The organism is Streptomyces sp. GLSS-08 (assembly GCF_056387915.1).
Map to the genome: position 1 here is coordinate 22,403 of NZ_JBWJAQ010000020.1, position 12,305 is coordinate 34,707.

Consider the following 12,305-nt stretch of genomic DNA (forward strand, 5'->3'; position numbering starts at 1 on the left):
AGCCTCATCACCTGCGGGAATGCTCCAAGATCCCGTCCACGCCTCGTCCACGGACCCCGACATACGGCCGCTTCGGCTGGCATCTGGCTGCACATACGCGAAGACCCCGGCCTCAGCGTTTCCGCTGGTGACGGGGTCTTTGGGCACCTCATATGGGGTGCCCCCGGCAGGATTCGAACCTGCGCACACGGCTCCGGAGGCCGTTGCTCTATCCCCTGAGCTACGGGGGCGTGTCGGCCGTGGTGTGCGGCGACGGGTAGAACCCTACCAGCTCAGTAGGGGGTGCCATGAACAGGTTTCCGTGGGGAGTCGGCGCCCTGAACTGGGCGCCATACCCGCAGGGGGTGGAAGTCGGGAAAACCCGGACGCGGCGCCGGGTGCCGACCTACTCTCGAGTTGTGCCAGGCGCGTCCGGCCGGGTCCTTGTCGTGGACGACAACAAGGTCATCCGGCAGCTGATCAGGGTCAACCTCGAGCTGGAGGGCATCGAGGTCGTGACCGCTGCCGACGGTGCCGAATGTCTGGACATCGTTCATCAGGTCCGGCCCGATGTCGTCACCCTCGACGTGGTCATGCCCCGCCTCGACGGGCTGCGGACCGCCGCGCGCCTCCGCGCCGACCCGCGCACCCGGGACCTTCCCCTCGCCATCGTCAGCGCCTGTACCGAGCACGAGGTCGACAGCGGACTCGACGTCGGTATCGACGCCTTCCTCGCCAAGCCCTTCGAGCCCGCCGAACTCGTCCGAGTCGTACGGCAGTTGATCGGACGGGCGGCCGGGACCGGTAGTGGGGCCGAACCCGCCTCCCGCCCCTACGGCAGCGCCCACGGCCCCGGCGACCCCGAGCGCGCCAGCCGTACCGGTCATTGAACGGACAGGCGTCCAGACAGGCAGGCGGGCGGGCAAGCGGACGACGGTCGGGCAGACCCACGGTCAGGCAGACCGACGTCGGGATGGACGGACTGGCAGGCAGGCAGCCCGACGGTCGGCGCATGGCTGCGATGCGGTCAGTCGACCACCTGAGCGCACCCCGCCCTGCTTCGCTCCACCTCCTCCCCACCCCCACCCCCGTCCACATCCCGGACCCCCGGGAAACCGACTCGCCTCCCCACCCCCCTCCTCCCCTACGCTTGTCCCGTGACCCCCGTCGAGCTCTCCCGTACCGTGCTGCGCGCGGTGCGTCGTGCTGTGGACGAGGGGGAGCTGACCGTGGCCGTGCCCGCACGGGCCGTGGTGACCGTGCCCGGGGCCGGAGGCTGCGGGGATTACGCCACCACCATCGCGTTGCAGCTGGCGCGTCCCGCCGGACAGCCGCCCCTGCGTGTGGCGCAGATCCTGCGGCCCCACCTCACCCGTGCCGACGGTGTCGCCGGCGTCGAGATCACCGGGCCCGGCTTCCTGAACATCCGCCTCGACCCGGCCGCCGGCCCCGTCGCCTCCCTCGTACGGGAGATCCAGGCCGGTGTGTACGGTCACAGCGACGCCCTCGCCGGGCAGGTCCTGCGGTTCCGTATTCCGTACGACATCCGGGCCGAAGTCGTCGCCGACACCCTCGTACGGATCGTCGCCACCCAGGGCGGTCGTGCCGAGGTCGAGCACCGCACCGCCGGAGCCGCCCTCGCCTCCGCCCGCGGCCCCGCCCCGGTGGGGCCCGTCGCCCCCCGGGGCAGCCGTGCCGAGGTCGAGCACCGCACGGCCGCCCCCGCCCCCGACAACCACGTGGGTCCCCGCCCCGTCGACCTCCGGCCCGTCCCCGCCCCCGAGGACCCCACCCCCCTCGGACCCGACGCCGCCCGGTGGGCCCTGCTCCACCCCGCCGCCCATGACCGGCCCCGCGTCACCGCCGACCACCTCGTGCAGCGCGCGGCCAATCCGCTGTTCCGCGTGCGCTACGCCCACGCCCGCACCCGGGCGCTCACCCGTAACGCCGCCCACCTGGGCTTCACCGGCGTCCCGGGTGATCCGCAGGCGCCGGACGCCGCCGCCGCTCTCCTGCGCGCCCTCGCCGACCACCCCCCGGCCCTGCGTGCCGCCGCCACCCAGTACGCGCCCGACCGGCTCGCCCGGCACCTCGTCGTTGTCGCCGACGGGGTCCTCGGCTTCCAGCACACCGTGCTGCCGCTCGGGGACGAGAAACCCTCGGCCGCCCACCGTGCCCGGCTCGCGCTCGCCGAAGCCGCCGGGGCGGTGCTGGCCGGCGGCCTGTCCCTGCTCGGCATCAGTGCCCCTGACTACCTGTGAGAGAAGAATGAGCCGTTCCGCACACCCCGCCGGGCCCCGTCACGCCGATGTGCTGCCCGAGGGGCACTACAGCGCACCTCCCACGGACCTGAACGCCCTCGACCCCAAGGTGTGGGCCCAGACCGTCACGCGTACCGAGGACGGTGTCGTCAGCGTCGGCGGTATCGACGTGAAGCGGCTGGCCGAGGAGTTCGGCACCCCCGCCTACGTCCTCGACGAGGCCGACTTCCGGTCGCGGGCGCGAGCATGGCGCTCCGCCTTCGGGCACGACGCCGACGTCTTCTACGCCGGCAAGGCCTTCCTGTCGCGCGCCGTGGTCCGCTGGCTGCACGAGGAGGGGCTGAACCTCGACGTCTGCTCCGGTGGAGAGCTCGCCACCGCGCTGTCCGCCGGGATGCCCGCCGACCGGATCGCCTTCCACGGCAACAACAAGTCGACCCGCGAGATCACCGAGGCCATCGAGAGCGGGGTCGGGCGCATCGTGCTCGACTCCTTCCAGGAGATCGTCCGGGTCGCGCACATCGCCGACAGCCTCGGCAGGCGGCAGCGGGTGCAGATCCGGGTCACGGTCGGCGTCGAGGCCCACACGCACGAGTTCATCGCCACCGCGCACGAGGACCAGAAGTTCGGCATCGCGCTCGCCGACGGGCAGGCCGCCGAGGCCGTACGGCGCGCGCTGGCCCTCGACGGGCTCGAACTGATCGGGATCCACTCGCACATCGGGTCGCAGATCTTCGACATGGCCGGGTTCGAGGTCGCCGCCCGACGGGTGGTCGCGCTGCTGGCCGCCGTGCGCGACGAGCACGGGATCGAGCTGCCCGAGATCGACCTCGGCGGCGGTCTCGGCATCGCGTACACCAGCGACGACGACCCTCGCGAACCGCACGAGATCGCCAAGGCGCTGGGCGAGATCGTCACGCGCGAGTGCGACGCGGCGGGGCTGCGGACGCCGCGCATCTCGGTCGAGCCGGGGCGCGCCATCGCCGGGCCGACCGCTTTCACGCTGTACGAGGTCGGCACCATCAAGGAGCTGGACGGCCTGCGCACATACGTCTCCGTCGACGGGGGCATGTCCGACAACATCCGGACCGCGCTGTACGACGCCGAGTACAGCGTCTCCCTCGTGTCGCGCGCGAGTGACGCCGAGCCGATGCTCGTCCGGGTCGTGGGCAAGCACTGCGAGAGCGGTGACATCGTCGTCCGTGACGCGTTCCTGCCCGCCGATCTCGCGCCGGGGGACCTCATCGCCGTGCCGGCCACCGGCGCGTACTGCCGCTCGATGGCCAGCAACTACAACCACGCGCTGCGGCCGCCGGTCGTCGCGGTCCAGGACGGCGAGGCGCGGGTGATCGTCCGCCGGGAGACCGAGGAGGACCTCCTGCGGCTCGACGTCGGATGACATCTGCCCGGAGGCCCGCGAGCGCCTCCGGGGACACCTGCGGGCGGGCGCAAGATCTCCGGTGTCCGCCGCTCAGGAAAATGAAATAGACATCTCACGATCCGGACGAAGGATAGAAACTCCCGTCCGGTGAGTGAGACTGGTCCCACCGTGACGGTATGAGGAAACGAGGTCGGATGATGCGTACGCGTCCGCTGAAGGTGGCGCTGCTGGGCTGTGGGGTTGTCGGCTCAGAGGTGGCGCGCATCATGACGACGCACGCCGACGACCTCGCGGCGCGGATCGGCGCCCCGGTGGAACTGGCCGGCGTCGCCGTGCGCCGGCCCTCCAAGGTGCGCGAGGGCATCGACCCGGCGCTGGTCACCACGGACGCCACCGCGCTGGTCAAACGCGGGGACATCGACGTCGTCGTCGAGGTCATCGGCGGTATCGAGCCGGCCCGTACGCTCATCACCACCGCCTTCGAGCACGGCGCGTCGGTCGTCTCGGCCAACAAGGCCCTGCTCGCCCAGGACGGCGCCGCCCTGCACGCCGCGGCCGAGCAGCAGGGGCGGGACCTCTACTACGAGGCCGCCGTCGCGGGTGCCATCCCGCTCATCCGGCCGCTGCGCGAGTCGCTCGCCGGTGACAAGGTCAACCGCGTGCTCGGCATCGTCAACGGGACGACCAACTTCATCCTCGACAAGATGGACTCGACGGGCGCCGGCTACCAGGAGGCCCTCGACGAGGCCACCGCCCTCGGGTACGCCGAGGCCGACCCGACCGCCGACGTCGAGGGCTTCGACGCCGCCGCGAAGGCCGCGATCCTCGCCGGGATCGCCTTCCACACGCGTGTGCGTCTCGACGACGTCTACCGCGAGGGCATGACCGAGGTCACCTCCGCCGACTTCGCCTCGGCGCGGCGGATGGGCTGCACCATCAAACTGCTCGCCATCTGCGAGCGGGCTGCCGACGGCGGGTCGGTCACCGCGCGCGTGCATCCCGCGATGATTCCCCTCAGCCATCCGCTGGCCTCGGTGCGCGGCGCGTACAACGCCGTGTTCGTGGAGTCGGACGCCGCGGGCCAGCTCATGTTCTACGGGCCGGGTGCCGGCGGCGCGCCGACCGCGTCCGCCGTGCTCGGTGACCTGGTGGCCGTGTGCCGCAACCGGCTGAACGGTGCGACCGGGCCCGGCGACTCCGCGTACACCCAGCTGCCGGTCTCGCCGATGGGCGAGGTCGTCACGCGCTACCACATCAGTCTCGACGTGGCGGACAAACCGGGCGTACTCGCCCAGGTCGCGACCGTCTTCGCCGAGCACGGGGTCTCCATCGACACCGTGCGCCAGCAAGGCCGACAGGACGGAGGCGGCGACGCCTCCCTCGTCGTGGTCACCCACCGAGCGTCCGACGCGTCCCTGAACGGGACCGTCGAGGCGCTGCGCAGCCTCGACACCGTGCGGGGTGTCGCCAGCATCATGCGGGTTGAAGGAGAGTAACCAGCAATGACCCACCAGTGGCGCGGAATCATCGAGGAGTACCGGGACCGGCTGCCGGTTTCCGACAGCACTGAGGTCGTGACGCTCCGGGAGGGCGGTACGCCGCTCGTGCCGGCGCAGGTGCTCTCCGAGCGCACGGGCTGCGAGGTCCACCTCAAGGTGGAGGGCGCGAACCCGACCGGGTCCTTCAAGGACCGCGGTATGACCATGGCCATCACGCGGGCCAAGGAGGAGGGCGCGAAGGCCGTCATCTGCGCCTCCACCGGCAACACGTCGGCGTCCGCGGCCGCCTACGCCGTACGGGCCGGGATGGTCTCCGCCGTCCTGGTGCCGCAGGGCAAGATCGCGCTCGGCAAGATGGGCCAGGCCCTCGTGCACGGGGCGAAGATCCTCCAGGTCGACGGGAACTTCGACGACTGCCTGACGCTGGCCCGCGCGCTGTCCGACAACTACCCGGTGGCGCTGGTCAATTCGGTCAACCCGGTGCGGATCGAGGGCCAGAAGACCGCGGCGTTCGAGATCGTCGACATGCTCGGCGACGCGCCCGACATCCACGTCCTGCCGGTCGGCAACGCGGGCAACATCACGGCGTACTGGAAGGGTTATCGCGAGTACGCCGCGGACTCGATCGCCTCGCGGACTCCCCGTATGTGGGGCTTCCAGGCCTCCGGCTCCGCGCCCATCGTGCGCGGCGAGGTCGTCAAGGACCCGTCGACCATCGCCACCGCGATCCGTATCGGCAACCCGGCCTCGTGGCAGTTCGCGCTCGCCGCGCGGGACGAGTCGGGCGGGCTCATCGACGAGGTGACGGACCGTGAGATCCTGCGCGCCTACCGGCTGTTGGCCGCGCAGGAGGGCGTGTTCGTCGAGCCCGCCTCCGCCGCGTCCGTCGCCGGTCTGCTGAAGGCCGCCGAGCAGGGCCTGGTCGACCCCGGGCAGCGGATCGTCTGCACGGTGACCGGGAACGGGCTCAAGGACCCGGACTGGGCCGTCGCGGGCGCGCCGCAGCCGGTGACTGTCCCGGTGGACGCGGTGACCGCGGCCGAGCGGCTCGGCCTCGCGTAGAGCGCGACGGAGCCGTGCCCCGGACCCTCGGGTCCGGGGCACGGCCCCGGGCCCTCGGGGAGACCGACGCAGGCCGCCGCTCTCCTCGCGGGGCTCCTGGCGAACACTCGGCGACGGTGCACGCAGGGCGACCCTGCGGGTTCGGGGCGGCACCGCCGACGGGTTCCCCGTAACCCTGCGGGCTCCGGGGCGGCACCGCCGACGGCTTCCCGGAGGACCGGTCAGCTGACCGTGGCTGCTTCAGGCGGCACGCGGCGGGCTCCGTCGACGGCTGTACCTGGGGGCATCCAGCGCGCACACCCGGCGGCGCCTGCACCGCCCGGGACACCCGCGAGCACCGCCGACGCCTCCCCGCAGGGCCGGACGGCGGGCACCCGCGGCGCCTGCGCCCCGGACGCCCGAGCCGCCTGCCCCCGCGCGCCCGCAAGCACCGCCAACGGCGCCCGAAGGCAACGGACACGGCCGCCCGCGGCCCCGGTTCGGGCGTACCCGGCGGCGGATGCACGAGGGGCTCACGACACGCATCGTGCGCCTCCCGTGCGCCCTATGTCGCCACAGAACCTTCCTTCGATAGGCTGTACCGAACCCGCCCGCCGCATATGCCGCGGAGCCGCGCCGCGTCAGCGGCCCACGGGTCCTTCGCACGTATCGCAGTTCATCGACATCTCGTACATCACGCAGCTCAAGGAGAGTCATCGAGCGATGGCCGGTCCAGCCTTCCGCGCCGCCGCCGTCCGGGTGCGCGTCCCCGCCACCAGTGCCAACCTCGGCCCCGGCTTCGACGCCCTCGGCCTGTCACTGGGGCTCTACGACGACGTGGTCGTCCGGGTGGCCGACTCCGGGCTGCACGTCGACATCGCCGGCGAGGGCAGCGAGACGCTCCCGCGCGACGAGAGCCACCTGCTCGTACGCTCCCTGCGCACCGCCTTCGACCTGCTGGGCGGACAGCCCCGCGGCCTCGAGATCGTCTGCGCCAACCGCATTCCGCACGGCCGCGGCCTCGGCTCCTCGTCGGCCGCCATCTGCGCGGGCATCGTCGCCGCGCGTGCCGTGACCATAGGAGGAGACGCCCGGCTCGACGACACGGCCCTGCTGGAGCTCGCCACCGAGATCGAGGGCCACCCCGACAACGTCGCGGCGTGTCTCCTCGGCGGGTTCACGCTCTCCTGGATGGAGAGCGGCGCCGCGCGGGCGATCCGGATGGACCCCGCCCGGTCCGTCGTTCCGGTGGTCTTCGTGCCCGGCAGGGCCGTGCTCACCGAGACCGCGCGGGGACTGCTGCCGCGCACCGTCCCGCACGTCGACGCCGCCACCAACGCGGGCCGCGCCGCGCTGCTCGTCGAGGCCCTGACCAGGCGCCCCGAGCTGCTGCTGCCCGCCACCGAGGACCGGCTGCACCAGGAGTACCGCGCCCCGGCCATGCCGGAGAGCGCCGCTCTGGTGGAGCGGCTGCGGGCCGACGGCGTGCCCGCGGTGATCTCCGGCGCGGGGCCCACGGTCCTGGCGCTGGCCGACGACGCGACCGCGGACAAGGTCGCCCACTTGGCGGGCGAGGGCTGGGCCGCCAACCGGCTGGACCTCGACGCACAGGGGGCGAGCGTGCTGCCGCTGGCGCCCACCGGCACCCACTAGGAGCCACGGTTGCCGGATTTCGAGAGGGGGAATGTTTGTTGGATCCGGTAGTGTTAACCTCAAGTCTGCACCCGACCCCGCCACGGCGAGGTGCTTCGTGTCCCCGTCCGGGACAACCATTCTTCCGGGAGCCTCCCAAGCCGCACGGTGTTTCGTACCTCGTACGACAATGCTGAGCGGTTTGCCGAGCACGCTCCGGAACCGGCGTGACCGAGCCGCGTGACACAGGCACCGAGTGCCACGGCTCCGGGAATCGCCATCACCAGATATCTCTTCCGCCGCTTAGGCGGACCACCGCCCCGGCACGGTCCACAGACACAGGACCAAATCCGGACAGCACAACCGGTCGCCGAGCCAGACAGGCCGACGTCCGCTCCAGGGAAGGACCCTTCGTGAGCGACACCACCGATCTGATGGGCGCGCGTGTCGAGGAGACCGCTGCCGCGCCCGCCACGGACGCCTCCGCGCCTGCCGCCGGTGCCGGCTCCCGGCGGCGCCGCGGCACCGGCCTCGACGGCATGGTGCTGGCCGAGCTGCAGCAGGTCGCATCCGGCCTCGGCATCAGGGGCACCGCGCGCATGCGCAAGAGCCAGCTGATCGAGGTCATCAAGGAGGCGCAGGCCGGGGGAGGCGCGCCGGCGAAGACCGCCGACGCCGCCGAGACCAAGCCGAAGCGCCGCGCCACCTCCAAGGCCCGTACGGGTGACGAGGCCGCGCCCGCCGCGAAGTCCGCCGACAAGCCGGCGGAGAAGGCCGGCAGGGCCGCCGAGCCGGCCGTGGCCCAGCAGCAGATCGAGATCCCCGGCCAGCCGGCCGGCGGCCCCTCCCGCGACGGGGGAGACGACGCCCCCGCGGGCGAGCGCCGCCGGCGCCGGGCCACCGCCGAGGCGGGCAGCCCCGAGACGGTCGTCGCCGAGGCGAAGAGCGAGCCCAAGGCCGAGGCCTCCGTCGACGCCGGTGACGGCGCCGCCGAGGGCCGACAGGGCCGCCAGGGCCGCCGCGACCGGGACCGTGGCGAGCGCGGTGACCGTGCCGAGCGCGGTGGCCGTGAGCGTGACCGTGACCGCCGGGGCAAGGGCGACGACCAGCAGCAGGGCGGCCAGGCCGGCCAGGGTGGCGGCGGTCAGCAGCGCCAGGACCGACAGGACCGGCAGGACCGGCAGGACCGCCAGCAGCAGGGCGGCGGCCGCCAGGACCGCCAGGACCGGCAGCAGCGCGACAACGGCCCCCAGGACGACGACGACTTCGAGGGTGGCCGCCGCGGCCGCCGCGGGCGTTACCGCGACCGCCGTGGCCGTCGTGGCCGCGAGGAGTTCGGCGCCAACGAGCCGCAGGTCGCCGACGACGACGTGCTGATCCCCGTCGCGGGCATCCTCGACATCCTCGACAACTACGCGTTCATCCGCACGTCCGGCTACCTGCCCGGTCCGAACGACGTGTACGTCTCCCTCGCCCAGGTCCGCAAGAACGGCCTGCGCAAGGGCGACCACGTCACCGGTGCGGTCCGCCAGCCCAAGGAGGGGGAGCGCCGCGAGAAGTTCAACGCGCTCGTCCGCCTCGACTCCGTCAACGGCATGGCGCCCGAACACGGCCGCGGGCGGCCGGAGTTCAACAAGCTGACGCCGCTGTACCCGCAGGACCGCCTCCGCCTTGAGACGGACCCGGGGGTGCTGACGACCCGCATCATCGACCTCGTCGCGCCGATCGGCAAGGGCCAGCGCGGTCTGATCGTGGCCCCGCCGAAGACCGGCAAGACCATGATCATGCAGGCGATCGCCAACGCGATCACGCACAACAACCCCGAGTGCCACCTGATGGTCGTCCTGGTCGACGAGCGTCCGGAAGAGGTCACCGACATGCAGCGGTCGGTCAAGGGCGAGGTCATCTCCTCGACCTTCGACCGTCCGGCCGAGGACCACACCACGGTCGCCGAGCTGGCGATCGAGCGCGCCAAGCGCCTGGTGGAGCTGGGCCACGACGTCGTCGTGCTGCTCGACTCGATCACGCGTCTGGGCCGTGCGTACAACCTCGCCGCGCCCGCCTCCGGCCGCATCCTGTCCGGTGGTGTCGACTCGACCGCGCTGTACCCGCCGAAGCGCTTCTTCGGTGCGGCCCGCAACATCGAGGACGGCGGCTCGCTGACCATCCTCGCCACCGCGCTGGTGGACACCGGGTCCCGCATGGACGAGGTCATCTTCGAGGAGTTCAAGGGCACCGGCAACGCCGAGCTCAAGCTCGACCGCAAGCTCGCCGACAAGCGCATCTTCCCGGCGGTGGACGTCGACGCGTCCGGCACCCGTAAGGAAGAGATCCTGCTCGGCAGCGACGAGCTCGCCGTCACCTGGAAGCTGCGCCGGGTGCTGCACGCACTCGACCAGCAGCAGGCGATCGAGCTGCTTCTCGACAAGATGAAGCAGACGAAGTCGAACGGCGAGTTCCTGCTGCAGATCCAGAAGACGACGCCGTCGCCCGGCAACGGCAACGACTGACGTCGGACCGCACGAACCGCCGAGGGCCGCCCCCGTCACGCAGGTGACGGGGGCGGCCCTTTGTGCTGCTCGGGGCCGGTGTACGATCGCGACTTCATCTTGAGTCGAAGAAGTCTTCGATTGTTGTTCGACGGCGCTTCGCTCTCAACTCTTGACTCTGTGGGGGGACTTGAGTGGGCACAACCACGTCCGGAGCCGGACGGCACAGACGCCGGATCCGCATAGCCGTCCCGCTCGCGGCGGCCTCTCTCGCGGCCGCCGTCGCCGGTGCGCTCCTGATCTCGTCCGCGGACGCCGCCACCGGGCTGCCGAAGCCGACCGTCAAGCCCGCCACCAGTTCGGCGACGCTCGCCGAGCTGACGGAGCGGGTGGCGGGCGCCGTCGCCGCTGACGACACGGCGGGTGAGACGCCGAAGAAGTCGTCGCTCAGCGCCGGGACGAGCGCCGCGCGGATCGACCCGAAGATCATCGGCGGCAAAGAGACCACCATCACCTCCGCTCCGTGGATGGCGCAGCTCTGGTACCGCGACGACCAGGGCACCTCCGACGAGAGCGACGACCTCGGCTTCTTCTGCGGCGGTGCCGTCATCTCGCCGACGAAGGTCCTCACCGCCGCGCACTGCGTCGACGGCTACGACTGGCACGCCAACGGCGCCGTCATCACCGGCACGTCGCAGCTGCCGACCACCGGCGAGTCGAACGTCACCGACCTGCACGGCGGCACCGTCTCCGACGTCTGGCGCCAGTGGGACCACCCGTCGTACAGCGAGTCGACGATCGACAACGACATCGCGGTCCTGACGCTGCCGCACCCCGTCAGCGCCAAGCCGATCCGCATGACGACGTCGGACGACACCGCGTCGTACACGGCCGGCACCAAGGCCACCCTCTTCGGCTGGGGGCGCACCACCTCCACCACCGAGGACATCTCCGAGACGCTGAAGACCGCGACGCTGCCGATCCAGTCGGACAGCACCTGCGCCGGCTACTACGGCAGCGACTTCGTCAAGGGCCACATGGTCTGTGCGGGTGAGCAGGCGACCGGCAGCGACGCCGGCACCACCTCCGCGTGCAACGGCGACTCCGGCGGCCCGCTCATCGTCGGGGGCCGCATCGTCGGTGTCGTCTCCTGGGGCGTGAAGGACTGCGTGCGGGAGGGGGCGTACAGCGTCTTCTCGAAGGTCAGCACGTACGCCGGGGCCGCGTACCCGCGCGTCGAGGACAGCAACCTCAGCGGCGACCACAAGGCCGACCTGTTCCTGCGCCAGGCCTCCGACGGCGAGGGGTTCGAGAAGGACTCCAAGGGCACCACGTTCGCCGCGCGCGAGTCCTGGGGGAGCTGGAGCGGCGTCAACGTCATCCTGCAGACCGACCTCGACCGTGACGGCTACCAGGACATGGTGATCCGGCGCAGCGCGGACGGCGACGTGTTCTGGCAGCACTACGTGCCCGCCAGCGGCACCTGGGCGACCCAGCAGATCTTCGACAACTGGAAGACCCGCACCCGCACCCTGGCCCCCGGCGACGTCACCGGGGACGCCCTGCCCGACCTGCTCTCCGTCGACTCCGCCGGCTACCTGTGGATCTACCCGGGCAAGGGCAACGGCTCCTTCTCGGCCCGCGTCCAGGTGAGCTCGGGCTGGAACCAGTACAACTCGGTCCGCGGACACGGCGACTTCACCGGCGACGGCAAGGCCGACCTGATCACCCGCAGCAAGAGCGGCTCGTACGTCTACCTCTACAAGGGCACCGGCAAGGCGGGCTCCGGAGCGTTCTCCGCCCGCGTCAAGGTGCGCACCTGGAGCGGCTACAACGCCTTCGACGCCCCGGGGGACGTGACCGGCGACGGCAAGGCCGACTTCCTGGCCCGCACCCCCGGCGGCACGCTCTACCTGTACAAGGGCACCGGCAAGGCCACGTCGGAGATCTTCGCCACAAGGATCACGGTCGGCACCGGTTACGAGAAGTACGACATCTTCGCCTGAAGCCCAGGTGAGCGCGG

The 12,305-nt window shown here is 71.9% G+C and carries 8 protein-coding genes and 1 tRNA gene; 8 read left to right on the forward strand and 1 reads right to left on the reverse strand.

Annotated elements, in window-relative coordinates; genetic code table 11:
• Window positions 1–158 precede the first annotated feature (158 nt).
• Window positions 159–230, reverse strand: a tRNA-Arg gene (locus AC0ZLC_RS28115).
• A 57-nt stretch (window positions 231–287) separates the two neighbouring features.
• On the opposite strand from AC0ZLC_RS28115, the gene AC0ZLC_RS28120 reads away from it, so the two are divergent.
• The 8 genes from AC0ZLC_RS28120 to AC0ZLC_RS28155 all read left to right on the forward strand — a co-directional run bounded on the left by AC0ZLC_RS28120 (window position 288) and on the right by AC0ZLC_RS28155 (window position 12,288).
• Complete coding sequence (locus AC0ZLC_RS28120) at window positions 288–869, forward strand: response regulator (protein WP_476754767.1); 582 nt, start codon at window positions 288–290, stop codon at window positions 867–869.
• 267 nt (window positions 870–1,136) lie between these two features.
• The gene (gene nrtL / locus AC0ZLC_RS28125; RefSeq protein WP_476754768.1) at window positions 1,137–2,240 is read left to right on the forward strand and encodes an ArgS-related anticodon-binding protein NrtL; all 1,104 of its coding nucleotides are present in this window, start codon (window positions 1,137–1,139) and stop codon (window positions 2,238–2,240) included.
• A 7-nt stretch (window positions 2,241–2,247) separates the two neighbouring features.
• The gene (gene lysA, locus AC0ZLC_RS28130) at window positions 2,248–3,639 is read left to right on the forward strand and encodes a diaminopimelate decarboxylase (protein ID WP_476754769.1); all 1,392 of its coding nucleotides are present in this window, start codon (window positions 2,248–2,250) and stop codon (window positions 3,637–3,639) included.
• A gap of 179 nt (window positions 3,640–3,818) precedes the next feature.
• On the forward strand, window positions 3,819–5,117 hold the full coding sequence (locus AC0ZLC_RS28135) for a homoserine dehydrogenase (protein WP_476754833.1): 1,299 nt from the start codon (window positions 3,819–3,821) through the stop codon (window positions 5,115–5,117).
• 6 nt (window positions 5,118–5,123) lie between these two features.
• Window positions 5,124–6,182 carry a threonine synthase gene (gene thrC, locus AC0ZLC_RS28140; protein WP_358854055.1) on the forward strand — a complete coding sequence of 353 codons (1,059 nt, stop codon included), beginning with the start codon at window positions 5,124–5,126 and terminating at the stop codon, window positions 6,180–6,182.
• A gap of 702 nt (window positions 6,183–6,884) precedes the next feature.
• Entirely contained in the window at window positions 6,885–7,814 is a 930-nt protein-coding gene (gene thrB, locus AC0ZLC_RS28145; RefSeq protein ID WP_358854056.1) for a homoserine kinase, read from the forward strand.
• 392 nt (window positions 7,815–8,206) lie between these two features.
• Window positions 8,207–10,303, forward strand: a complete 2,097-nt coding sequence (gene rho, locus AC0ZLC_RS28150) for a transcription termination factor Rho (RefSeq protein WP_476754770.1) — start codon at window positions 8,207–8,209, stop codon at window positions 10,301–10,303.
• A gap of 173 nt (window positions 10,304–10,476) precedes the next feature.
• Window positions 10,477–12,288 (forward strand): trypsin-like serine protease, encoded by a 1,812-nt coding sequence (locus AC0ZLC_RS28155; RefSeq protein WP_476754771.1) that lies wholly within the window; start codon window positions 10,477–10,479, stop codon window positions 12,286–12,288.
• The last annotated feature ends 17 nt before the right edge of the window (window positions 12,289–12,305 follow it).

Excerpts from the sequence above, each read along its gene's own strand:
- AC0ZLC_RS28135 (WP_476754833.1), top strand. The coding sequence starts at position 3,819 with ATGCGTACGCGTCCGCTGAAGGTGGCGCTGCTGGGCTGTGGGGTTGTC.
- AC0ZLC_RS28120 (WP_476754767.1), top strand. The coding sequence starts at position 288 with ATGAACAGGTTTCCGTGGGGAGTCGGCGCCCTGAACTGGGCGCCATAC.
- thrB (WP_358854056.1), top strand. The coding sequence starts at position 6,885 with ATGGCCGGTCCAGCCTTCCGCGCCGCCGCCGTCCGGGTGCGCGTCCCC.
- lysA (WP_476754769.1), top strand. The coding sequence starts at position 2,248 with ATGAGCCGTTCCGCACACCCCGCCGGGCCCCGTCACGCCGATGTGCTG.
- thrC (WP_358854055.1), top strand. The coding sequence starts at position 5,124 with ATGACCCACCAGTGGCGCGGAATCATCGAGGAGTACCGGGACCGGCTG.